A 24,534-nucleotide genomic window follows, 5' to 3' on the forward strand; every position below is an offset into this window, starting at 1 on the left:
CAATTGTCTGCCCCTTTTACTAGTTGATAAGGTTTCAGCCCCCTGTTGTATATCCAAGAGGATGCTAATTTTTGCAGGGAGACACTAATAATTACCAACTCTCAGGGCAATAATCCGGATTGTCCAGGTTTATAACCCTGTTCACATCGATGCTATAGTTGATCGATGTAGAAGCAAAATTTATCAATATTCCGGAGTGCTCTCAACTCCTTTTATTTCGGTTATTTATAGTCTTTTTTTTTTTTCAAAAGACTTTGGTCATTTAAAAATATCTTTAGATTAATAAATATTAAAATAATTTATACCAATTATTTTAAGTAATTTTACAGATAATTTTAATCTTAATATATCCTGATAGGGCTCTTGATTATTACTTGGAAGACTTGGTATTATTACCCGCTTAAATTATATTTAAATATACAATTATGATGCTAATTTTTTTGAGTTATAGCAGTCGCCAGGGCAGTTAGGACATGACAAAAGTCTCAAACCTAAGTAAGCGCAATAGTTTGACTTCTGAATTATGACTTCTGACTTCTGCTATATTTTGTGGTATAAATCTCAAATATTTATATCCAAAATAGGTAAGCCCAAGGATAATTACTTGGGCTAAATTATGGTATTAAAAATTTAATTAACCCGGATTCTCAAACAATTACTTAAGAATCCTATACCTAGGCTAAAGAAAAGACCAGAAATTGATCTCCCCTAGTAGAATCAGTTGATTAGGATGATGGGGTATCGACTGCATCCCGCTCTGTGCGAATCCACTTGGTCTGAGGTTCCACCAGAAAAGCCAGATAGAGGGGAATTTTCCACAGAATGTAAATTGGAACAGCTAAGAGCATCAGGATCGGAAAGTCTGCTCGGCAAAATTTAGCCCAACCTTCAACAATCGCAATTAACAGCAGCACCCCTTCTATTAGTAACACAATGGTACTTATCCATGATCCTCCCAAGGCTACCCCGAGTAAAGATCCCCCTGTAGCAGCCACCCAAATTAGAACCAATAGGGACAATGGTGGCACACATAAGTCTAATGCGTACGCTAATAGATCGAAACGTCTTTGACGAATAGACTCTTTGAGCAACTTAGGAACTTGGTTTAGCAAAGTCTCGATATGACCATGCTCCCAGCGTGACCTTTGACTCTTTGCTGAAGCGTCTTTCATCAGACGACCTGTCACTCCTGCTTGTTGGCAATATATTGGGGAATGTCCGATGATCGCTAAATCCAAAGCCAACTGCATATCATCAACTGTTTTACTGCCAGCCAAAGAGATTTTGCGAATCACTGACCAGGGGAAAGCCATTCCTGAACCTGTTAACAAACAAGGCAAGCCCAGTCGATGTAACCCACTCGGACGGACTGTATTTTTGAATTTAACCGCCAGGGTAGAGATCAAATCCTTTACTACCGGTTTGTCTGGTTGTGTCATTAAGTAAGTTGACTGAACCGGTCGTTGTCTAGCGTACGCAAGGCGGGAAATCCGTGAAATCGTTCCTTCAGTAACGATACAGTCTGCATCAACCACCACCACTACATCCGGTGGATTAGGCTCGATAAAGCTCATACCGAAGTCTAAGGCATATCCCTTACCTCTGCGCTCATGATCCTGTCGTTCAATTACGGTAGCACCAGATTTCCGAGCCACTGCTGCGGTGTCATCAGTGCAATTATCAGCAATGACTATTAGTCGGTCTTGCTCCGTAAGCTGAGGTAGTAATGTTTCCAGGGTGGCACTGATATCAGAGGCTTCATTGTGAGCTGGAACTAAAACAGCCACCGTTGGTCGGGGTTTCCTAGCATCCGACCATGGCTCAGAGGCATTAGGCAAAATTGCTGCACTACATTCAATAAAAAGAACTGTAATTGGAACGATAAGGGCAAATGCTATTACCAAAAATGGAATATCAATAAATGAGATTAATGGCTGATTAGCTAACACAATTCAACATCCTTAAAGCTTAAAATAAGTTATTTTTTTTTAGGGAACAGGGAACAGGGAACAGGGAACAGGGAATAGGGAATAGGGAACAGGGAACAGGGAACAGGGAACAGATAAGAGGGTTAATTTAACAAAAACAAACCTTTTGTTATCATCATTAATAGGAATAATAGACTATATCTTAAATCCAAGAAATAATCGCTAATTAGTCAAATATAACCAGCTCTAAACTAACTATAAGTAAGTTATATACTTTTATTTAAAGTATAATAAAAACCTAATTATATCTATTTGATTATCATGTTACCTATCACCTATTACCTATTACCTATTACCTATTACCTATTACCTATTACCTATTACCTATTCTCTCTTCCCTGTTCCCTGTTCCCTGTTCCCTAAAATCCAGAAATTGTCTACCTCATAGCTATGATAATTGCTATATCTAACTGTTACTATTAAGTACAGTTTTGTACTCAACCAAGTTACTACGCTGTCCTAGCAATCGATTTAGGTGAAATTGAATCTGACCCTGAACCTGAGGAAATTTGCCGATCATGCAAGAGAGACTATAAAGTAAAGCATCTGTTGAGCTAAAACCTGTCTGGGACTTATGACGATAGATCCGGTAAGTCATCAGAGGGTAACCCAACAACAGCAATAAGCTCAAGCCATGGGTGAGCCATGCGATCGCAAATACTAACAGGGGTAAGAGTAACCCCCAGAACCAAATGCTCCGGCTTTCTTTCACCCAATGGCGTTCTGGAGTGTGACCGTGTAACCAGGCTCCCTCAGCGTAAGCATGACCTGCTCTTAAGAACCGTTTCCAGCACTGACTAAAACGTGTCATTTGGGCATCATGCCAAGTCATTTCAGCATCTAGGCGAAAAATCTTCCAACCCCTCTGGCGCAGCCGCAAGCACAGTTCCGGTTCTTCACCAGCAATTAGGGTCGGATTAAACCCTCCGACTTGTTCAAAAGCTTCTGTGCGCATCATTGCATCACCACCACAAGCGGAAGCTTCACCTACTGGTGTATCCCACTCCATGTCGCACAATCGGTTATATATAGATTTTTCAGGGAAGCGCTCTCGTCGGCGACCACAGACTACAGCGACATTAGGGTTGGCTTCCAGTTCCCCTTGAGCATAGTCGAGCCATCCCGCTACTACCTCACAATCCCCATCCACGAATTGGACAAACTTAAGATTTGGCTCTAAATGTTTAAGATAGATATATCCCGCATTCCTAGCACGAGCTGCAGTAAACGGTTTAGATAGGTCGAGTCCAATTACTTCTACCCCCAAAGAATGAGCGATTTCCACACTGTTATCTGTGGAGCCAGAATCGACATAAACCACACGAGCGGCGTTCTTAATTACAGACAGTAGACACTGACGTAGGCGTTCACCTTCATTGCGTCCAATCACAACTAATCCAATTTGCTTCACACCTTGGGGTTTGTATTCTACAGCTGAGAGAGTGTTCATCGTTTAACTGCTTTGAGAATTTAGCTCTTTTCTTGGACGAGGCAAAGAATTGAAACGTAGAGGTAGCACTGAAACGCTGTTTCCCTAACGCTCTCGTTGTGGGTGAAAGATTTTAGCCAGATTAAACTGTAGCAGATTCACCCTTGTACAGCTTTCTAGGGAAGTTTACAGGATCAGGAATTTTGATCGATAAAGTCTATCAGGGCATCATACTTGGGTGAACTCTTTTGGTATACATGTTCTAAAGCACCCCAGCTCCCCCATTTACTGGGCTTACCGATATCAGAAAAGTGCATAAATAAGCCACCGTTCTGATTCTTCCATTCATTCAGGAGTTCTGTATAAATTTTGTACATTTTTGGATGTCTATTAAGCTCAATGAAAAACTCAGTTAGTTTTTGATTATCGGACTTGACAAGATGTTGACCACCTTCGTAAGCCACTAACTGTAGTTTTCTTTTAGCTGCTACTTTTTGATGATAGTTAAAAATTTGATCAATATCACTTAAACTCTCATAGTCTTCTTCTGTGGGAAGTAAACCCCCGGATTTGATCTGCTTAAACGCTTTTGACACTCCGCCATCGGGTTCATTCAACCAAGACTCGATGGTGCTTTCATTTTCTTCGGCGTTTAAGCTGCCATTAAAATATCCTGCGATCGCAAAAGCATCAATACTATGTTGATAACAAGGGGCATTACCCTCTGCTACCCACAGAGGACAATCCAAAGCAGCATTTTCCAAACCAAGCCATACGGTATGGGTAGCCATAACAGACACAACTTGATTGCTGTCACTACCAAATACATTTTTCCAAATATCAGACATTTGAGCAGTACGCATTCCATACCATTGCATGTATGCATCTCCTTTATCCTTGCCCCACCTAGCTTGACCTTGAGCTAAGGCATAGTTAGCTTGTTGGAATTGCCAATTCCACACTTCATTAGACAGTTCCACATAAACCCTTAGATTTGGATCTAAGGTATCTTTAACTATTTGGGCAAAATTAGTGATATAGTCATCTGTAGCTTGATGGGGCATATTAAACCATGGATCAGCACCAATTCGATTGGCTAGTTTAACCATGATTTCTACAGGTACACCTTTACCGTAAGCGTAGGAGGCATCATCTACTTTTGGTCTATTTGCCCATTCCCTTTGCTTAGAATGATTGGTTTCCATCCAGTCCATAAAACGGATGGCTTTAAATTTTTTAATTTTATTGATGAATTCCGGATTAAAAAGTTCAGACTCGTAAGTATCTTCATCCTTAGCTTGAACAACACGAATGTTGCGAATATAATTACCCGTGTTATTAGGATCCGTAGCGGTAATTATTAAATAGATACTAGCCCCGGATGGAGTGACATTAATTACATCTCTTCCTGGCCTTGACGCTACCTCATCTTTGGTGGCATCAAACTTATATTCTATAGTGCCTTCTCCATCGTATAAAACCACATACTTTCCAGCTGGATAATTTTTCATCCCTGTAAAAAGTAGTGTAGCCACACGAGTATATTCAGGAGGAGCTTCTGGAGCAGGTAAAGACTTAACCCAGCCCTGTTCGTCTAAATCCAGTTTATCGTATTCCTCAGTATCCCACGAACCACTACAGCCTGTTTCTCCAGAGACACATTGAGTAATCCATGGTCTCGACGATTTGAAGGCATCTAAGAAAGGAAGTTCAGTTGACCAATCAGCAATTCCATTCAGGTTAGTTCCTAAGTTACTAGTTTTATCCAGAGAGTTTTGAACCGTTGAGTTACTGAAAAAAATATTAATTTTTTGATAAAAGTGTTCAGGATGTGTTGGATTAAGCGCAATGAATAAAGTTAGACAAAAACTAAAAATAAATAATGTAATTATTTGGTTTTTTTTGAAAACTATACTGTACACTAATTTTAACTATCAGGGCTAGCAAAACTGACTTGATAATTGGAAGTTATTGGTAAGCTGACTTCACTCAAGTAGCGTTCGTGGCACAGGCTTATAGCCTGTGACGCACGCGCATTAGCTGACTGCTTACATGGCTGGTAATTATCACCACTAATATATACTTAATAAAAAACAGCTATCCGGATTTTTGGTCTAGAGATTTTTATCAAAAGCTTACGCTATATATGAATTTAAGTTAATCTTGTTATAAAGTTATAATAACGAGAAGGATTTTTAGAAATCCATAGGTAAAGATCAAAGCAGGGGTATAACGGTAAACTTAGCTGTTGTATAACATAGACCAAATCGAGTTTAATGTCACTCTAAGACTTGCCAAGATTCACGAATGCCCCTGGTTAAGTTGCAGGTTGCATCTCCAGTATTAACATTTACTTTCAGAGAAATGAACAAGCCCGTTATTGCCATTGGACTAGATGCAGCTGAGCCCTCTGTCCTTGAGAAATGGATGTCTCAGGGACATCTCCAGACTATGCGTCGTCTGCGCGACCAGGGAACCTATGGACGCCTAAAAAACTTTGAAGCGTTTAGTGCAGAAACCCCTTGGACAACATTTTTGACTGGCTGCTCGCCTCACACAACTGGGTACTGGTCTCCCTTGGGATTTCGAGAAGGTAGCTATGAGTGCTACACCAAGGCCGCCTATGACTATAGTGAGTATCCTCCATTTTATGCCCTGGGTGAAGATTATCGAGTGGCAGTTTTTGACATGCCTCAAACTCGGCTTTCTGAGAAGGTAAATGGTCCGCAGGTTTTAGCTTGGGGAGCCCATTCTCCTCAAGTAGCTAGTGGGTCTTTACCGACTTCACTGTTTCAAGAACTGGTTGACAAACATGGAGAACATCCAGGACTCCATAAAGACTATGCAGTGTGTCTTGATTTAAAAGGAACACTTCGACTTCGGAAAGTTCTTGAGACAGGGATCTCCCGTCGCGCTACTATTTGTCAAGATCTCTTGCAACGAGGTTCTTGGGACTTGTTTTTAACAGTGTTTGGCGAAGCCCATGCACTGGGTCACAATTTCTGGCAGTTGAGTCAACCGGAGCATCCTCTGTATGAGCATTTTAGTTCCCGTGTTTCAGGTGATCCAATGCTCGAAGGCTTTCAAGCCATTGATCGGGCAATCGGCAAGATTTTAGCCAAAGCACCAAAGGATGCTCATGTCGTCATTTTCTCCGCTCATGGCATGGGTCCTAACACCATGGATACCCCCAGCACGACCTTCCTGCCTGAGTTTCTATATCGCCTGAGTTTCCCTGGCAAATTTGGCCTGGCTAATGGTACTGAGTTGGGAACACCCCCTGAACCGATAATTACCAAAATGAAATGGAACTATTGGGAGCGACATCTGTGGGGTACCAAGTATGATCCTAATGCCATTAAAAGGTTTTTGAGACGAGAAATGCCCACCAAGCTTTTCAAACTAATCGAGCCATGGTTAGATTCTTCTCAAGAACCCGATCTAATCTCGCCATTCAGGCTAGCTAAGCAAACCGATGTAGTACCTTTCCAACCAGCCGCTTGGTATGCACCGGTCTGGCACAAGATGAAAGCGTTTGCCCTACCAAGCTTTTCAGAAGGATATATCCGCATCAATCTTCAGGGACGAGAACCCCAAGGATTGGTACCGGAATCGGAGTATGATGCCTTCTGTGATGAACTGATCCAAAAGCTTTACGCTCTTAAAGATGCCCGAAAAGGTGTACCGATGGTCAAGGATATCATCAGGACACGGAAGTCGCCCACTGAGCGAAATTGTAAGCTGTCTGATGCCGACTTGGTACTTGTCTGGCAAGATGAGTATGCCACAGATGTGGTGGAAAGTCCTGATGTTGGACGTATTGGTCCTGTACCCCATTATCGTTCTGGCAGCCATCGCCCTGAGGGATTTATCATCGCCGCAGGTCCAGATATTGCGTCCGGTGTTGATTTCGGAGGCGGTCATGCTCTTGATCTTCCCCCCACAATTTTGGAATTGATGGGTGCACCAATTCCTGAATACTTTGAAGGTAAGCCACTACCATTGCTAGCAAAAGAGCTTGTCAACGGTTAATATGCCTACTGCCTTAGAGTGTGGTCAGAAACATTGCCCTCATAGTTAAGTCTTTGTAAATTAGAAATGAGGGATAAGGTAAAGAGGGGATGAGGAGATTTTTACTCCTCTTTCCCCTCTTCATTTTATTCCAAATCTCACAAATCCGACAGGAATCAATTGAACATGCTTATCATCACACGATGTATACGTTCTGCCCATGTATCCCAATTGAGAGACTGATCGTATTCCTCTCTAGAAGACTTGACTAATTGTTCATAGACTGCCCGATCACCAAAGTTATTTGCTATCACACTAGCATACTGATCACTTGAGGCAGATAACGGTAACATATAACCATTTTTGCCATCTTTAATAATTGTCGGGATTCCTCCGACATCAGTTGTGATTACAGGGAGACCAAATGCATTAGCCTCACAAATCACAATTGGTGAACAATCAGCACGAGTGGGAAACATCAAAAAATGGGATTGCAGAAATAATTGATTAAGTTCCTCTCGTTGCTTAGGATTATTTTTATTCAAAAAAGGAATGACCTTTAGCCGCTCATGCTTAATGTCATCCGGTGGCACACAACCAAGCATAACTAGCTCAGCGTCAATTCCCATGTTCAGCAGAGACATCAGAGTTTCAAAGGCAATATTTCCACCTTTTCTCTGCCAATCTTTACCAATAAACAATAAACGGCAACGGGAAGCATTACACTTGGAAAATAGTTGATCTACTGACGGGATATCATCTAAATTTGCTCCAAAGGGAATTACTTCAACTTTCTCTGGATCTGCCTGATAGTCGCTAATGGCAGATTTGGCAGCCCATTCTGAAGAATAAACTAGTTTATGAGATTTTGATAATACAGAAAATTCATGTTTTTCTCCTAGTTCAAATTCTTCTAGGTTTCGGTAAATTTTATAGTAGTCATTGTTGATTAGCTTCGGAGTAGCATCGGATAAAAAAATAATAGGAATACTAGTGTCAATTAAACTTACTTCTGCTGATGCAACAGGGCAAAAAAGTAAATCACATGGGGTTTCATTTAACTGTCTTTGAACGTTAATTATGAATCGATTAAGCTGTTCATTTTGATCAGAAGACTTGAAACCTAAAAATGAATCAATTAATTGGATAGGCTTGACTAGCTTATGCCAATAGGATACTTTTCTGGGATTGCCGAGATTAATCAACTGAAGGTCTCTTGATGCCAGAGACCTATGCATATAATAAAGGGTGCCAGAAAAAGTATTTTTATCTAAATAATTCTGAGAAGATAAAAAACCAACTCTCAAGGGCTGCATCATCGGTTTTACCAAGGTTGAATCTTGCTATCAAATGTACCGCTTCAATTATAGCTCCCTATTAGTAAAGTATTTGATGTCAAACCAGCCGTATTATTAAATTGCTTGATAATTTATTGCTCCCCAGTAGTTTACTTTTTAATGTAATCATTTTTAGGTATTTAAAACTAACTAAGCAATTTTGCTTAGTTAGCTCTAGGGTAATACGGCATTAATATTTTCTTTAAAGGTTTTAGGGGTTTCACCATACGCCTCAACTTATGATCAACATATATCATATAACAGTCAAGAGGCTCTGCTCCAAAACTTTTCTTAAATGCTATAACTCCTGGCAATCCACCACTAGGATTAAAATCAAACCAAGAATATCCTTGTTCACAAGAATCTTTGACAATTTCATACATAACTAAGTTAACTGGTCTTAGATTCAAGTATTTTTCTAAAGATGAGCCATGCCAATACACCACATGTTTCTTGGCGTAGAAGCATAGTGCTCCGCTGATAATTTCGTCTTGATAGTGGGCTAGCCAAAGCTTAACGTTAGGTGACTTAAGTTGAAAAATTGTTTTAAAAAGTTCCCAACTATAGCTACCAAGACTATTATCTCCCCATCGTCGTAATGAATCTTGATAAACTTGATAATATTCCCACCATTGATCTAGGGTAGATGCTGTAGTTACTGAAACTCCTTCCTTGATAGCTTTTCGGACTTTTCGAGCCATAGAACTACCGCCCTTTTTCCAAGTTTTGGAAATTGTTTCAAAACCCACGTCTAAGTTAATGGCGTGAGTGGTATCCTCCTCTTGTTCACTGACACAACTTAGGGCTACAGCTTTACTAGCTAGTTCATTGTAAGGATTTACTCGCCAACTTAATTTACCCCAAAAATTTTTATCGAGAAATTTAACTAGTAAAATGGCATGGTCAATGGTAAGTTCGTCTGCGGAAATCCATCCTCCAAAGGTTCCGTCTGGTGAGGATGAGTATTTCTTGATAAATTTCGGATTTCCAAGTTTATAAGAAAGGGGGATTAAAGCTCTTTTTTGATCTGAGACTACGATCATTTGAGGGTTTGGGCGAAATTCTCCTTGAGTATAGGTATTCCAGATTTCGGCCCATTCTCTTGAATGAAAATAAGTTGAATAATTGCATTCTTGCCAAATTTTATCCCATTCTTCAGCATTAGCGAGATAGGTTTTGGTAATTGATAGGCTCATTCACTACTCCTATAATTAATTTTTGTGACCATAAGTATTAGAAATGCCCTAGTGAATTCCTTGATTAATCTTGACCAAAGGTAAGACAAAGTAAGCGTTCGCGTAGCGTGACCTACGGTCAATCGCTTACCTGGAAACATCAACAAAGATAAAAATGCGATTGACCGTTCGCGCAGCGTCGGGCTTTGCCCGAAAGGTCACGCTACGCGAACGCTTGAGTATTGGATTTATCGATTTAGATAGCTGCGCTGATTTTCGCCTATCTATTTATTTCAGGACTTACGCAGTAACTCTACTTGTAGGGTCTCACCCTACTATTTATAGTGTTTGTTACCCAGTTTTACCTCAGTCCTGTATGTCTTAGAGTTCTGCTAGAGTTCAGAAAAATTTCTTGATTGATGCGACAACCCTTGCTTGGTCAGCCTCAGTCATATCGTTGTAAAAGGGCAGACGAAGTAAGCGATCGCTTACATCCTCAGTCACCAAGCAGTCTCCTTCTTTGCCCCCAAACTCTCGTCCCATATCAGACAAGTGCAATGGCAGATAGTGAAAAACGCTGTAGATGCCTTGAGCTTTCAAGTGAGCAATCAAGGCTTGGCGCTTCTCTAGGGACGGTAAGAGTACGTAGAACATATGGTATGCCTGGTCACAGTACTCTGGCACAATTGGTAAGCGAATACCGTACTCCGGTGCCCAATCCTTGAGATTTTCGTAGTAGTACTCCCAAATTTGCTGTCGCTTGCTCTGAATCTGTTGGCGACTTTCTAGCTGAGCATACAAGAAAGCTGCGAGTATGCCTGAGGGCAGATAACTCGAACCAATATCTACCCAGGTATACTTATCAATTTGACCGCGATAGAAGCGAGTGCGATTAGTTCCTTTCTCGCGGATAATCTCAGCACGTTCGATAAACTCAGGGTCGTTGATCAGCAGTGCGCCACCTTCTCCACAAGTAAAGTTCTTAGTCTCGTGAAAACTCTGGGTAGCTAGACAACCAAATGTACCTAGATACTTGCCTTTGTACTTAGCAAATAGCCCATGAGCATTGTCCTCAACAACTGGTATACCGTAACGTCCAGCAATCTCCAAAATAGCATCCATCTCGCACCCGACACCGGCGTAATGTACGGGAACAATAGCTTTGGTGCGGGGGGTAATCAGTGATTCTAATTTCTCTTCGTTTAAATTGAGGGTATCCGGGCGGATGTCAATAAAGACAGGTTGAGCACCTCGTAAGACAAAGGCATTAATGGTAGAGACAAAGGTGAAGGAGGGAACAATTACTTCATCCCCTGGTTGGATGTTTAATAGTAGTGCCGCCATTTCCAGAGCATGAGTGCAGGAAGTGGTTAGCAGAACCTTGGGAACTGACAATATTTGTTCGAGTAGAGCATGACATTTTTTGGTAATAGCACCATCACCGGAAAGATCCATGTTCTTGATGGTCTGTTGGATATACTCAAATTCTGTTCCAACAGTAACAGGGCGATTAAAAGGTATTTTTGACAAAGTAACTTCCATTTTTAGTTAGTAATTATTAGTTTCTACTTGGTATTAATGCGATCAATTTTTACGATGCACCTGAAATCCTATAGATTAGAAATTATTGATATGGCTTATTGTTGCTAGGAATAATAATTATGATTAAATTATTATTAGGGAGATGTTGAGTTGTAGCGCCCTGAACTTAACCGATGCTGAATTAACCACTGTTCATTTTCTGGTGAGTCATGTAGCCATCGCTGAATTAGGTCAGCAAATTTTACTGGAAGCTGCAAACTCTTCCAGGTTTCGTAAGAGGCTATAGACAGATTATGGTAAAGATCTGAATCTGAAAGCAGCTTTTGAATAGATTCTGCTAAAGCAACAGAGTTACCAGCTTCGAAAATTTTCGCACTGATGCCATCTTTTAGTTTATTGATAAACATTGGGTGATCTGAAGCAATAATTGGAGTTCGAGCACAAAGGGCATGAGTAATTGCTAGTGGGAAACCCTCTGGAAATTCGTGGCGACTAGGAACTAATACCAGATCAGATTCTCTCATCAGAGGAACTACGGTTTTATTTGGTACTATCCCGAGAAACTCTACACAGTCTTCGATTTGTAGCTGCTTAGCTTTATTGAGAAAGAAACCTGTTTTATCGTTACCAGCTATCTTCAATTTTATTGGAAATTTATTAGCTTTTAATTTAGCGATAGATTCTAATATATCCCCAACCCCTTTAGCTTCAATCATTGACCCAATGTAAAACAGTTGCCAAGACTTGGCCTGTGCTGGTAGAGTTTTTGGTGACAAGGATTCTGGGGTTTCAGTAACAATAAAGCTCCAAGGAATTATCTTGTCATATTTGACTCCTATGTCCTGGAGTACTCGGGAGGAATCAATCCCATAACTACCAATCCATTGGATTCGATCATTATTTAATAATTGGCTTAGTAAATAATTACGAAACTTGTTACGCACCTTTCTGGTTGGAATAGATTCAGCAAATAGGGCTAGGGTTGAAACATTATTGTGAATGGCCCAACGAAAAACTTCCCGAATGGGTGTGCGAACAACTAAATGAGTTGGATGGTAATATTCAACCAATTGGATTAATTTTTTAACGTTAATCTTTCCATCAAACCCTGCACCAATGGCACGAACTCCTTTTTCCAGTAGCTCATTGTATGGTTTTTCGGTCATACAACAGAGAGTTGCAACTTCCCCAATTTGTTTGCCAATTTCAGCTACCGCATCTACAGAATATTTCTGAGCATAGTATGTCTCAGGTCCACCGTTAGCTAAGCGTTCAAAGGCTTCACGGTAATCTCCAGCATACTGAATAATCAATAAACGCATGAAATTAATTACGTTATTTTAAAGGATTTGTTTTATAATTTTTTTTTACAAAATAAAGCTTATCATTTTTAGGATTATCATAAAAACCAGACAATTAATATATACAAGTTATTTGATCAATTTTCAGGATAGTAATTTTTAAGATCAAGTTGGTATGAGTTTTTTTTTACTTAGCATATGCCACCATTTATTGATTATCAAAATAATTAAATTATTCAATAAACTCAATAATAGGTAATACTAAATTTTAGTATTATTTTAATTAAATAAAAAAATATATAAAAAAAAGCTATAGAGCATCAGGTGTAAGCTAATAGGCATTTATAGCAGTCGAAGTAAAGCTTAAGACATATTTATGATCCCTGCTCCCTTTAAGCTAAAATACTATGTCTTAAACTATACTTGCGTTGCTATAAATTTTAATATCGATATAGTTGTGCAAAAGCATTCAATCCATCTTTCAATCTCCCAATCAGCCCCGATTCATAATTTACATGCGTGAAAGCTTAATTATCAATACAAGCTCAATCAAATAAATCCGGATTATTGTTCCTATTTTTAAAAAGAAATAAAGTAAAACTGAGTGCCCTGGTCTATACAGAAAATTTTGTTAAGGGTGGTTATTGATTTGTGGTTAGTTTATTTTTTTTTACTAACTACTAAATACTCAAGTAATAACCACCCTCCAAGGAGGTAATTAATCCGATGTTACTAGAAGTGATCAGCACAAAAAACTGCCTATATTTGGTAAGTAAAGGCAGGTTTGGCGGATAAAAATTAATGCACCATAGACGATAGACAAATACCAGCTTCCCTAAAGCGTAAGGAGCATGCCATTGACTTTAAAGAGGTTTGAGAGTAATGTCCAAAAGTGCAATCGCATCTTTAACGTCTCCCTCAGCTGATTCTCTGGCGCAAATGAGCATCACTACCACATTTTTACCCAGCTGACGCGCCAAGATCACTCCACTGACTGGCTGAGTCTGACCACCTAGGGTTAAGCTACCTCTCCAAGGAAGGGGTGCATCTCAGTTTTGCAATTAGGCAAAAATTCCCGCGAAAATTCCCACACTTCACATCTTTTTTACAAATATGAGATGCACCCCTTCTCCATCGGGTGAGGTACAAAGTTCTGGGTTTGTTCGCGTAGCGTGGCCCAAAGGCCAGGGAGTCGGGAGTCGGGAGTCGGAACCCACCCCTAACCCCTCCCAGGAGGGGAACGGGAGTCGGGAGTCGGGAGTCGGGAGTCGGGAGTACTGTTTGCGTCAATTCTTGTCCACTGTTCCCTGATCCGAAGTTCCCTGTTCCCGACTTCTGAAAGAAGTCTATACTTTGAAAAATTGGTATAACGTTACGGGTTATTGTCGCTCCCGCTTGGATTGATATAACGTATAAAACCAAAAAAAACGTAAGGATTCAGGTGTGGAGAGAAGGGATGAGGGAAGGAGGTTGGGTTAAATGACCCGATTGAGCCATAAGAGCTTGCTCGTTCGCGTAGCGTGACCAAAGGTCAAAAAATCCATCACCGACCGTTTTTGAAAACGGCAAGTTTGGACTGGTCGTGTAGTAAATTAGCGGTCTGCTCGAAACCTTAGAGAGAACGAGAGCCACCACGTTCCCTTACGCTTGGTGACTGCCAAACGTTTTGACCTCTCGGCGAGATTATTATCTGGTGGAACTTGGGGATGGTCTAAAAAATACCACCATTGGGAAGCCTTCTGTTTGAGGGAGCGCAGTAACTTACCTGCTTCGGCTCCTGCCACCGACCACCAGGTTTAATGAGTCAACTGTACCTTAGTTTTGAATCCCCTAACGCAGATGTTGGTACTCTGTCTCATCGCCATTTTCTGGCCAGAGGCGATAATGGCGAAAAGCTTCATCAATCAGACTCACGAGTGCTTCGACCATCGCTCGGTTGTGTAGTCCAGGCTGTTTGATTAACCTCAGAAAATGACGACGTAGATGGGCGTGCGCATTTCTGTTGAGCGCTGACTGGATAGCCATTATACACATTCAAGTCATCACTACTAAGAACACCCCTGTATTTACTGCCCAACTGAGATTCCAGTTCGGCACGTCCCCTGGTGTCAGCGGCCCGAAATAGACAAAAATCTCGATTGCTAAAGACCCAGAGCCATTCCTTAATTCCCTTTACAGGCCAAGGAGTTTCATCTACATGAATAGATGGTTGTTCTGTTTTTACCCATTCTGACAATTGCTCAACATGAGGTTTAATCGCCAGTTCAACCCGTTGATTGGTGTTCACTAAAGTCCCATTACCGATCTCAATCTTGCCCAGTTCCCATAACATCTCTTGTTGTTTTTTATAAGGGAGATGTCCATAATTCCCTAACCATCCCAGAAAAGCTTGTACCTTGACCCCCAAATCTTGTCCGGGTATCATCTCAACAGACCAAGAGGCTGATGTCACCGCACCACAGCCGCTACATTGACAATGGTAACGATGGTACTCAACTACCTCGATTGGTTTGTTCACCAGTTGGGCTACTTGTTGAGTGTCTACCAATATAGGTTGATCTAAAAATTCTCTTTGACCACACTGACTACACACAGACGGTTGCAAGATTTCGGTTCGGTCTATTCTGGAAAACCCTTTACGAGTTTTTCCCCGATGACCTGGTTGTCCTCCGGGTTTTCTCTTTTTGGCCTCAGTGGTGGGACAATCCTCCTTTTCTAGGGCTTTTTCGGATTTTTTCAGTAGATCAGTTGATGGGGGTTTCGAGGAAGTCTTACTATCGTGGGTCCCGACTAAGCTTTAATTTTTCAATTTCGAGCTGTAGTTCCTCAATCACTTTCTGTTGAGTCAATAGCATCTTTACCAGTTCCGCTTTTGACAACTGGCGCACGGCTTTCTCGAGTTAGCGGGAGAGGTGAGTGACTCATGTGTTTACTTTACCCTAGTTTGCTTCAAAGTCAATCCCGCAGACTTTCAAGAAGCTCCCTTCTTTGGCATTGTAGCAATCCCTGTGACCTGAATCCTTACAAAAAAACACAATTCAAGTCTACCGGATTTCACTTGAAAATTTGCTAATCTGTTGAGGTGCAAATATGCTAAAAAACGATCAGAGTGTCCAAGAGCTGTATTATTTTGTAATGTTGCTTTACCTTGAGCTCATTTTCCTGGGAATGCCATGACTAACTTGCCTGAGCCTGTGCCACCCAATCAGCCTGAACATAGTAACAACGGTACCGCCAAGAACTCAGCCAATGGTAATTCACCACCATCTCCTCCCCAAACTCAAGAGGAGCAACATTTATCTACCCTGCCGTTGTCAAACCTGCCCAATAAACCAACTATTGGATCAGTTAGTCCTGCTAATCGCTCCCTAAGCGTAATTATTCTCAGTGCGATCGCTATCATGATTTTTGGGGTAGTGATTGATAACCTCTGGATTGGGATATCCGGAGCTACTGTGGCGCTGCTGGTTTCATTGCCAGTGATTTTACCGGTTGTCAAACAATGGCTTACTGATTTGTTGCCACCCCAACAAAGAATCAAAGTTATTGCCTCGATCGGAGTGGTAGCAGCAATAAGTGGCTTACTGAACTTTCTTGGTGTTTACCAAAACATCAGCAATTGGTTAGTTCAGATTAAATGGGATGAATTTGGGTCATGGGCTGATTGGGTGGGTGCTTTGGGACAGATTTTGATTGCCGTCCTAGCAGTATTCATTGCTTGGCGACAATATGTCATTTCCAAAGACCTGACCATCCAGCAAAATATGATTACCCAGCAGCAAACCATTGATGCTTACTTTCAGGGAGTTTCAGATCTTGCCTTAGATGATCAGGGATTGCTAGAAGATTGGCCCCAAGAGAGGGCATTTTGCGAAGGAAGAACCGCTGCTATTCTCAGTAGTGTGGATGCCCATGGGAAAGCCAAAGTGCTCAGATTTTTGTCCCAAGCCCGTTTACTAACTCCCCTCAGACGGGATAATCATTTAGGACGCCCCATGTTGGATGGCTATGGAGGATACCAAGAAGACCGAGTTTATGGTATAAGGGTTATTGACCTGAATGTAATGTTAGCTGGATCAGACCTGAGTGGTACAGATTTGCGTTGGACAGAACTTGGCGAAGCTAATATGGTCAGAGCGAATCTAAGTTTCTGTGACTTAGTGCAAGCGAATCTATCCCGCACTGTTTTATATGAAGCCAACCTCACTGGTGCTGACCTCAAGGGAGTCCGCCTATTCTATGGTTCAGTAGAAACTGCCAGTCCCCGCAGTCGTACCCATCCCCCTGACTATCGCACTGGAGTTTACACCGGTGCAGTAGTCGAAAATGTTAACTTCACCGGTGTCCAGCGGATGGATGAAAAGCAGCACTACTACAGCTGTGCTTGGTGCGGTGAAAAGTCAAGAAAAACAATCCCGGGTGGTTGTCAGGGAATTCCTAATAAATTAGGGCGCTAGAAGGTCGTCTGTCAGAATGCAGAATGTAGAATTAAGACTTTAGAATTCTACATTCTGCATTCTACATTCTTAATTCAAAAATGTTGAAGAACGATGAACCCAACCTATTCCCTGGTTATTCCTGTATATAACGAGGAAAACAGTATTTCAGAACTGTATCGACGCATTAGTACAGTAATGGATCAGTTAGGGGAGGTGGAGTTAATTCTAGTGAATGATGGCAGTTGCGATCGCTCTTTAGAGCTGATGCGAGACCTTCATCAAAAAGACCCAAGGGTATGTTACCTAAGTCTTTCCCGTAACTTTGGTCATCAAATTGCTGTCACTGCGGGTCTAAATTTTGTGCGGGGTCAAGGGATTATTGTCCTAGATGCTGATTTACAAGACCCGCCAGAGGTCATCCCAGTGCTAGTGGAAAAATGGCAGCAGGGTTATCAAATTGTTTATGCTCAGCGCACCCAGAGACGTCGTGAAAGTTGGTTAAAGCGCTTTCCGGCTTACCTATTTTATCGCTTACTGCGCCGTCTAGCCAATGTCGAGATTCCCTTAGATACGGGGGACTTTTGTTTAATGGATCGACGGGTGGTTGATGTACTCAATGCCATGCCAGAACGCAACCGTTACGTGCGGGGATTGCGTTCTTGGGTAGGGTTGCGGCAAACCTCTGTTTCCTATGTGCGTGACCCCCGGTTTGCTGGTGAGATCAAGTACACCATTCGTAAATCCCTAGCCCTAGCAGTAGATGCACTGGTTTCTTTTTCTAAAGTGCCATTGCGAATCGCTACTTATTTGGGATTATTAGCAACAGCGATCGCGCTATTGATGGCAGGGTTAGTGCTTTACTGGCGGATTTTTGAACCGAATTCTCCTGTGACTGGGTTTGCCACTATTATGATTGCAATTTTCTTTTTGGGAGCTGTGCAGTTAGTATCTATTGGTATTTTGGGGGAATATGTAGGACGGATTTATGAAGAAGTTAAAGGAAGACCATTGTATGTTTTATCAGAAGTGAGGGGGTTTGGGTCGGAAGGAGTATCAAAGTAAGGGATAAGTTATCAGTTATCAGCTGACAGCTATCATGTTTCAAATAAACGAGCTTTGTGGCACAGGCTTCGACGCTGTGAAATAACTCAGATTAAACTAATGCTTACCCAGGGCTATTTTATTCTAAATAGACTTCTTGCAGAACTAGGGAAAAGCGGATCACCGGAACAGCATATCACTGGAAAAGTGGAGAAGAATTGACGCAAAGCGATGTAGAGGTCCGACCCGTGGCGAATTTAATTACGGGTCAAGCGCACCATTACGGTCTTGGGGGGGCAGCGCCGCCAAAGGGGGTTCCCACGGGGCTTACAGCGATGCAGAGGTGCGACCCGTGGCGAATTTAATTCTTAATGCGGAAAACGCACCATTACGGTCTTGGGGAGGCAGTGCGGTCTTGGGGGTTCCCCCCATGAGCAACTGCCGTGGTTCCCCCCGGAGACGAAACCTGATTACGTTGAGCCTTTATGGTTGGTAGGCTATGCAGATGCATGGGTAAAACTTGAGGCGCGACCCCGTAATTTAATTCGCCATAGGAAAGCGCGCCTCCATTGATTAAGGCTCAACTGTCTTACGGTAACTTCAAACCATGAGCGACTGCATCAAGAACACTATCAGAAAACTACTTTTGCAATAGGTCTATAGCGGTTTGCGCTTAGATTAGTTACAATAGCAACAATAAGAAAACAATTTTGTTATTTGTTTTTTAGTCAAAGAATCACAACAATCAACTAGACCTTGTCTTGATGCAGCGCGGTCATGGGGGGAACCCCCAAGACCGCGCTGCATCGCTTTTCTAACTCATCTCTCGTCATAGTTACTAATGAACGTAAATGTTCTTTCAAAATAAACCAGAATTTTTCAATGGGATTAAAATCAGGAGAATAGGGAGGTAAAAATAAAACTTTAGCTCCAACTTCTGATAATATTTCTATAACTTTTTGATTTTTATGACTAGATAAATTATCCATAATTACCACGGCACCAGGCCATAAGGATGGGGCTAAAACATATTTTATATAAGTAATAAAACTTTGAGTATTAATCGAGCCATTTAAGGTCATATTTCCTAATATTACTTGGGAGTAAATAGCACTAAAGATTGTGATATGTTCTCCTCTATAATAAGGGCTATAATCGACAACTCTGGTTCCTCTTTGAGAACGACCATAAATGCGCTTTTTCCCTAAATTAAACCCCGTTTTATCCAAAAAAACTAGGTTTTAGACTAAAAAACTAGTAACTGTTTGCCAATATAAAAGTCTTAAATTAGCTACTCTTTCCGTTTTAGCTTGACTGGCATATAAACTTTTTTTTTTCGTGTTATGTTGAGTTTTTTCAGGAATCTACTCAAGGTAAGTAGGTGGGCGTAATTAAGTGTAAAATAGAAAAGTAGTTTAAAAATCCCAAAATCGTAATGCCAGCTCGATTAAAAATTCGTCTAAGTGAGTTATAACTTCAAGAGTTGTTAGAATTAAAATCTGATAATAATTGTCCAAAAAGAACTATAAAAAGAGTATAATTTATCTGTTGAAATCCTAAAGTATGGACAGTCAATCAAATATCTGACTGGATAGATTGGTCACCGAATACAGTGAAAAAAACTATTCATAGGTGGATAATACAAGGCAAAGAAGGACTCTGGGATAAGCCAAGAAGTGGTAGAAAAAAAAACCTGGAAAAAATCGGATATAGACTATCTAGAAGAGCTTTGTAATGATGAAGAAAGAACTTACAATAGTAAGCAGCTATCTGTTCTTTTAAAAAAAGAGCGTCAAGTGGAATTAAGTCCCGAAAGAATCCGTAAGATACTTAAAAAAAAAGGATATTTATGGAAGCGAACAAAAACAAGTCCAAGACGACATCCTAACCCCAGAGAAAAAGAATATAAAAAAGCAGATTTAGATATGTTACGTCTGCAAGCCTCTTGTGGTGATGTCAGACTAAAATACTTAGATGAAGCAGGTTTCAGTCTTTGGAGTCCTGTAAGTTATAGTTATATAAAGGTAGGAAAACAGAAACAAATTCCCCAAAGTAAAAAACGAGGAAAACGTCTAAATATATTAGGAATATATGAGCCCCAAAAAAGCTTTAACTATACTTTAAAGCTTGGTAGTCTAAAAAAAGATAATTTGATCAAAGTTTTGGATAGCGATGCAGCGCGGTCTTGGGGGTTTCCCCCATGAGCGACTGCATCAAGACAAAGAAGCTTAAGAAGCAAAAACAGCTCGACTAAAAACAGGAATAGATACAGTGATTGTCTTGGATAATTCCTCAAGTCATAAAAGTCATCAGGTAAGATCTAAAGAAAAAGAATGGTTAGAAATGGGATTGTATTTATTCTTTCTGCCAACTTATAGTCCAGAACTTAATCTAATAGAGGGGGAGTGGCATCAACTTAAAACTCATCAAATCTCTGGTAGAATGTTTGAGGATGAATACGATCTAGCTTTAGCAGTTAAAGAAGGTATAAACAAACGAAGTTGCGAAGTAGGTTATCAGCTTCAACAGTGGACAATATCTGAAAATATAGATAGTAAAAATGATCAAGTTTTTAACGTTTAATTAAGCCCACCTACTTAGTTAGGTGTACAGTAATTTGTTTATCTTTTTCAAGTATTTCCACCATTTCCGAGAGAGTTAATGATGGATGCTCTGACAACATAGATTTGATAAATTCCGTGAATGGTTCTAATTTAGATGCTCGGTTATTCCCTTGTTTGCCCGGTGATATATTTCCAGTTTATTTGAATTTTTTAATAATTTTAAATACAAAATTGCGACTCACTTTAAACCTTTTATCTAACCGGGTCATTGAGCCTTGGCCAAAGGCCACGCTACGCGAACACAGTCTAGATAAGCTGTGATAATTTTCGTTTTTATGTCAACAGAATATGCTTTCATAATTGAATTTTTATAATATCTATTATATTATACTCTATTTAAGCGCAAACCGCTATAATCTAATCGGAATATGGTACGATTCAGAGCAAATTCCATTTAATGCATCTACTCCCGTGTCTCAAATCGCAATTATAGAAGCGAAAGCTGGACTAGAAGCTCCTCGTCGTCGTGCCGGACAGCGCCACACTCTGTCACTGTGCCTACCGCTATTTACTTTGGCCATGTTCCCTGACAGGGGGACATAAAGCAGGGTAAGCGCAAGAATCAATAAGCCGTAGCTTACCCTCGAAAAAAACCACGTCATTCTCAACAAATTAACTCTATTGCGAGTACAGTTCGACGAGATTATAGGGGTTTCGAGCCACGAGCAACCGAGATCCAGCCAATGCACATTATGGGCAATTTTTTCTTGCGCTTACCCTGGGACATAAAGCTTATAACGTAGACAATTCTGACTCTATAGCCCGCTCACCCTTCTTGTAATAGTTGAGGCAACGACGGTTAATTTGCATGCATTTCGTCCACTATTTTTTCGCACAATCCCCTTAAGGGAAGCCACGAATGCTCAGGTGCGCTTTCCGTTCGCCGTAGGCGACGCTTTTGGCCTACGGCCAAACGCGAACGGCGAATTTAATTCTTAATGGGTCAAGCGCACTTTAAGTAACTGAGGAGCCATGTTAAAATAAGTTGTACAAATTTTATCGGAAATAAATTGTGAGATATAGCTTCCAGAAAAAAAACTGTTCAGGTTATTTTTACACGAGTCCTGATCGGTTGAACGTATTACCGAGTAATGATTTTAGCTTGCATGTTACCCCCCCATAAAATTAACTCAGTACCTTCATGTTATTTTATATATTGTGGAAATATAAACATTATCCTATCAATATACTATACTAGTGCCAATTTTAGTGTTGAGTATAGCAATGTCTCTGATTGTTGGAACCAGAATCCATAGTGGTGTTGATGGTTATATCCCTGAATTAGGTAAAGTGGAAAATTGGTGTGATCAGGTACTAGAATACGCTGATTATATAGTAAGAGCTACAGATAATCAACTATTTGACAAAATTAGCAAAATTGTTTCGGTGTTTGCAGAACAGGTACTTTCCCTGCTAATAAATCCCTGGAAAGGACTAGCTCATCCCCTAAATGCGATTGTATGTGAAGCAACTTATTTGGGTGGTGATAAACTTTTGCTTCAAAGTCTAGAAGTCTATATATCATCAACAGATGTGGAAACCTTGAATTCTCACCTTACCTCTGACACTCTGGTAGTGGGGGCAAAGATGATTTCAACCCATGGAGGAGATGCTGGAGTAAAATTTATAGATGGTATGACCTCTCCTTGGAATACTTTAGCTTTGTGGAACTTATCAAAGTTAAACATAACAGGGTTTTTAGGAATTTCTAGTGGACTTATAAAGGATGTACCTGGTGGCATGGAAGAAGTAACCACTATTTCCTTACTGCAACAACTTTATCAAAATCAAGCTCAGGCAAAATTGGTTAAACTATCAGACCTTAAGTGGATTACTACCTGGAATAGTCAAGAACGCCAAAAGTACCATAAAAAAAAAATGTTGACAAAATTGTTGCGAGCATAAAAACAACTAAAACACTCCAGAATTAAGCGTGGAGTTGTCACAATATTGGAATAATAAATTTATCGGCTCACAATCATTTTTTGCCCGTAAACAAGGAAATATGAATCAAAATAAATTTATCAATTGGTCTGAGCAGTATCAGTGCATACCTACTTCTGTACATTACCCTGCTTCAACTGAAGAAGCTAGAGACATTGTTTGCCAAGTAATGCAACAGGGAACAAAAATCCGAGTATTTGGTTCAGGACATTCCCCAAGCGATATTGCTATGAGTAATCAGGATTTGGTTTGTAGCGATCGCTTAAATCAGATCCTAAATATCAACTATGATAGTCAAACTGTTGTTACTCAAGCAGGAGTTACCCTCAAAGATTTGAATCAAAGCCTAGCAAAACATAGACTAGCCTTGCCCAATCTAGGTTCTATTTATGCTCAAACTGTAGGAGGTGCAATGGCAACTGCAACTCATGGCACAGGATTAAATTATGGGGTACTGTCAACAATTATTCAGGAAATTACACTGGTAACAGGTTTAGGAGAAGTTATCAAAATCTCCAAAGATGAAAATTATCAACTATTTAATGCAGCCAAATGCCATCTAGGAAGTTTGGGATTAGTCACAGAACTTAAATTACAAGTAACAAAAGAATTTGACTTAGAAGTACGAGAACAACCAGAAACTCTAGAAACTGTATTGGATAAACTACCAGAACGCCTGCAAGCTGACCACTATCGTTTTTGGTATTTACCCCATGCAGATAGGGTGTGGGAGTGGAGTGCAACTCGCAAACCACCTGGAAAAACTGCTCCCAAACAAAATTTTTTCCAACGCTTCCAGAGTTGGTATAGAGAAAAACTTATTGGTTACTATACATTTGAACTGCTCTTATATTTAGCTACTTATAATCAACGTCTGATTCCCCTGGTTAATCGCTGGTACGTTCAACAAATGTTCAGCAAGTCAAAACAGTCACGAGGGAACAGTGTCAGTCAATTCAATTTTGATTGTCTATTTAAACAGCAGGTTAATGAGTGGGCGATTCCTATAGAACATACGGCTGAAGCCATCTTGCAAATTCGCCAGATGATTAAAGAAAAAGACTATCAAGTTCATTTGCCCATTGAAGTGCGCTTTGTCAAAGGAGATGATATTTGGTTAAGTCCTTGTCAGGGTAGAGATAGCTGCTATATCGGGGTTATTACTTATATGCCCTACGGTAAATATGTTGATTGTCAATCCTATTTTGATGACTATGAAAAAATTATGGCTAAATTAGATGGTCGTCCCCATTGGGCAAAAAGGTTCGGGCCTGATGCTGATAAATTAGAAAAAATGTATCCCCACTGGAACGACTTTCATAAAGTACGTTCTCAACTTGACCCAGATAATATATTTGGTAACTCCTATAGCGATCGCGTACTCGTAAAACCTAAAAAAACGCCTTTGTATTACTCATAAAAATCCGAACATGGGAACAGATATTTTAGTCATCGGAACAGGTGAATATGTCACAGGTTTTGTTCACGGAGCAGCAGCTAATTCTGACAAAAGTGCTGGTGTTGTAGCCTTGGTGCTTTTCGACCTCCGAAGTCGTGGAAAAGTAGAGCAAATTTCCCTCTGTGGACGAGATGGAAAACGTTTTCCAGGGATTCGCCATCATTTTGCCGAACAAATTAGTTCTCGGTATCAGGGAATAGATGCTTCCGTCCATACTTTTCCTGATGACAATGACTATAATCCC

18 protein-coding genes and 1 pseudogene are annotated in these 24,534 nt (G+C 40.6%); 9 read left to right on the top strand and 10 right to left on the bottom strand.

The genetic code is table 11. The annotated features are described in order from the left end of the window. Nucleotides 1-725: 725 nt before the first annotated feature. From F6K51_RS27115 to F6K51_RS27125, 3 genes are all read right to left on the bottom strand, one after another. Nucleotides 726-1,949, bottom strand: a complete 1,224-nt coding sequence (locus F6K51_RS27115) for a glycosyltransferase family 2 protein (protein ID WP_293025972.1) — start codon at nucleotides 1,947-1,949, stop codon at nucleotides 726-728. Nucleotides 1,950-2,394: 445 nt separating this feature from the next. Next, nucleotides 2,395-3,438 carry a glycosyltransferase gene (locus F6K51_RS27120; RefSeq protein ID WP_293025974.1) on the bottom strand — a complete coding sequence of 348 codons (1,044 nt, stop codon included), beginning with the start codon at nucleotides 3,436-3,438 and terminating at the stop codon, nucleotides 2,395-2,397. 173 nt (nucleotides 3,439-3,611) lie between these two features. Then, complete coding sequence (locus tag F6K51_RS27125; RefSeq protein WP_293025975.1) at nucleotides 3,612-5,339, bottom strand: cellulose-binding protein; 1,728 nt, start codon at nucleotides 5,337-5,339, stop codon at nucleotides 3,612-3,614. Between the two features lie 442 nt (nucleotides 5,340-5,781). On the opposite strand from F6K51_RS27125, the gene F6K51_RS27130 reads away from it, so the two are divergent. Beyond that, nucleotides 5,782-7,449 carry an alkaline phosphatase family protein gene (locus F6K51_RS27130; protein ID WP_293025977.1) on the top strand — a complete coding sequence of 556 codons (1,668 nt, stop codon included), beginning with the start codon at nucleotides 5,782-5,784 and terminating at the stop codon, nucleotides 7,447-7,449. Nucleotides 7,450-7,604: 155 nt separating this feature from the next. Here the strand turns inward: F6K51_RS27130 and F6K51_RS27135 are convergent, their stop codons facing one another. From F6K51_RS27135 to F6K51_RS27160, 6 genes and pseudogenes are all read right to left on the bottom strand, one after another. Continuing rightward, nucleotides 7,605-8,747: a glycosyltransferase family 4 protein gene (locus F6K51_RS27135; RefSeq protein WP_293025979.1), complete on the bottom strand. Its 1,143-nt coding sequence runs from the start codon at nucleotides 8,745-8,747 to the stop codon at nucleotides 7,605-7,607. Between the two features lie 182 nt (nucleotides 8,748-8,929). Continuing rightward, nucleotides 8,930-9,961: a GNAT family N-acetyltransferase gene (locus F6K51_RS27140; protein ID WP_293025981.1), complete on the bottom strand. Its 1,032-nt coding sequence runs from the start codon at nucleotides 9,959-9,961 to the stop codon at nucleotides 8,930-8,932. A 378-nt stretch (nucleotides 9,962-10,339) separates the two neighbouring features. Beyond that, nucleotides 10,340-11,482: a dTDP-4-amino-4,6-dideoxygalactose transaminase gene (gene rffA / locus F6K51_RS27145; protein ID WP_293025983.1), complete on the bottom strand. Its 1,143-nt coding sequence runs from the start codon at nucleotides 11,480-11,482 to the stop codon at nucleotides 10,340-10,342. Between the two features lie 134 nt (nucleotides 11,483-11,616). Then, the gene (locus tag F6K51_RS27150) at nucleotides 11,617-12,804 is read right to left on the bottom strand and encodes a glycosyltransferase (protein WP_293025985.1); all 1,188 of its coding nucleotides are present in this window, start codon (nucleotides 12,802-12,804) and stop codon (nucleotides 11,617-11,619) included. Nucleotides 12,805-13,806: 1,002 nt separating this feature from the next. Further along, a complete protein-coding gene (locus F6K51_RS27155) occupies nucleotides 13,807-14,205 on the bottom strand; it encodes a hypothetical protein (protein ID WP_293025987.1) in 399 nt (132 codons plus the stop codon). Nucleotides 14,206-14,220: 15 nt separating this feature from the next. Next, nucleotides 14,221-15,671: pseudogene (locus F6K51_RS27160) on the bottom strand (IS66 family transposase). Between the two features lie 285 nt (nucleotides 15,672-15,956). On the opposite strand from F6K51_RS27160, the gene F6K51_RS27165 reads away from it, so the two are divergent. Both F6K51_RS27165 and F6K51_RS27170 read left to right on the top strand, forming a co-directional pair. Then, nucleotides 15,957-17,240 carry a pentapeptide repeat-containing protein gene (locus F6K51_RS27165; protein ID WP_293025989.1) on the top strand — a complete coding sequence of 428 codons (1,284 nt, stop codon included), beginning with the start codon at nucleotides 15,957-15,959 and terminating at the stop codon, nucleotides 17,238-17,240. A 93-nt stretch (nucleotides 17,241-17,333) separates the two neighbouring features. After that, entirely contained in the window at nucleotides 17,334-18,284 is a 951-nt protein-coding gene (locus F6K51_RS27170) for a glycosyltransferase family 2 protein (protein WP_293025991.1), read from the top strand. A 728-nt stretch (nucleotides 18,285-19,012) separates the two neighbouring features. Here the strand turns inward: F6K51_RS27170 and F6K51_RS27175 are convergent. Then, nucleotides 19,013-19,492 (bottom strand): IS630 family transposase, encoded by a 480-nt coding sequence (locus F6K51_RS27175; RefSeq protein WP_293025993.1) that lies wholly within the window; start codon nucleotides 19,490-19,492, stop codon nucleotides 19,013-19,015. Nucleotides 19,493-19,939: 447 nt separating this feature from the next. On the opposite strand from F6K51_RS27175, the gene F6K51_RS27180 reads away from it, so the two are divergent. The 6 genes from F6K51_RS27180 to F6K51_RS27205 all read left to right on the top strand — a co-directional run. Next, the gene (locus tag F6K51_RS27180) at nucleotides 19,940-20,467 is read left to right on the top strand and encodes a hypothetical protein (RefSeq protein WP_293025995.1); all 528 of its coding nucleotides are present in this window, start codon (nucleotides 19,940-19,942) and stop codon (nucleotides 20,465-20,467) included. A gap of 67 nt (nucleotides 20,468-20,534) precedes the next feature. After that, nucleotides 20,535-20,846, top strand: a complete 312-nt coding sequence (locus F6K51_RS27185; RefSeq protein ID WP_293025997.1) for a transposase — start codon at nucleotides 20,535-20,537, stop codon at nucleotides 20,844-20,846. 452 nt (nucleotides 20,847-21,298) lie between these two features. Continuing rightward, nucleotides 21,299-21,430 (top strand): hypothetical protein, encoded by a 132-nt coding sequence (locus F6K51_RS27190; protein WP_293025999.1) that lies wholly within the window; start codon nucleotides 21,299-21,301, stop codon nucleotides 21,428-21,430. A gap of 681 nt (nucleotides 21,431-22,111) precedes the next feature. Then, nucleotides 22,112-22,792, top strand: a complete 681-nt coding sequence (locus F6K51_RS27195; RefSeq protein ID WP_293026001.1) for a hypothetical protein — start codon at nucleotides 22,112-22,114, stop codon at nucleotides 22,790-22,792. 100 nt (nucleotides 22,793-22,892) lie between these two features. Continuing rightward, complete coding sequence (locus F6K51_RS27200; protein ID WP_293026002.1) at nucleotides 22,893-24,251, top strand: D-arabinono-1,4-lactone oxidase; 1,359 nt, start codon at nucleotides 22,893-22,895, stop codon at nucleotides 24,249-24,251. A gap of 10 nt (nucleotides 24,252-24,261) precedes the next feature. Next, nucleotides 24,262-24,534: hypothetical protein (locus F6K51_RS27205; protein ID WP_293026003.1), on the top strand; the 273-nt coding region annotated here is incomplete at its 3' end.

The sequence above is a fragment of the Moorena sp. SIO3I8 genome, assembly GCF_010692325.1.
Taxonomy (GTDB): Bacteria; Cyanobacteriota; Cyanobacteriia; order Cyanobacteriales; family Coleofasciculaceae; genus Moorena.

Excerpts from the sequence above, each read along its gene's own strand:
- F6K51_RS27120 (WP_293025974.1), bottom strand. The coding sequence starts at position 3,438 with ATGAACACTCTCTCAGCTGTAGAATACAAACCCCAAGGTGTGAAGCAA.
- F6K51_RS27130 (WP_293025977.1), top strand. The coding sequence starts at position 5,782 with ATGAACAAGCCCGTTATTGCCATTGGACTAGATGCAGCTGAGCCCTCT.
- F6K51_RS27135 (WP_293025979.1), bottom strand. The coding sequence starts at position 8,747 with ATGATGCAGCCCTTGAGAGTTGGTTTTTTATCTTCTCAGAATTATTTA.
- F6K51_RS27140 (WP_293025981.1), bottom strand. The coding sequence starts at position 9,961 with ATGAGCCTATCAATTACCAAAACCTATCTCGCTAATGCTGAAGAATGG.
- rffA (WP_293025983.1), bottom strand. The coding sequence starts at position 11,482 with ATGGAAGTTACTTTGTCAAAAATACCTTTTAATCGCCCTGTTACTGTT.
- F6K51_RS27150 (WP_293025985.1), bottom strand. The coding sequence starts at position 12,804 with ATGCGTTTATTGATTATTCAGTATGCTGGAGATTACCGTGAAGCCTTT.
- F6K51_RS27165 (WP_293025989.1), top strand. The coding sequence starts at position 15,957 with ATGACTAACTTGCCTGAGCCTGTGCCACCCAATCAGCCTGAACATAGT.
- F6K51_RS27170 (WP_293025991.1), top strand. The coding sequence starts at position 17,334 with ATGAACCCAACCTATTCCCTGGTTATTCCTGTATATAACGAGGAAAAC.
- F6K51_RS27195 (WP_293026001.1), top strand. The coding sequence starts at position 22,112 with ATGTCTCTGATTGTTGGAACCAGAATCCATAGTGGTGTTGATGGTTAT.
- F6K51_RS27200 (WP_293026002.1), top strand. The coding sequence starts at position 22,893 with ATGAATCAAAATAAATTTATCAATTGGTCTGAGCAGTATCAGTGCATA.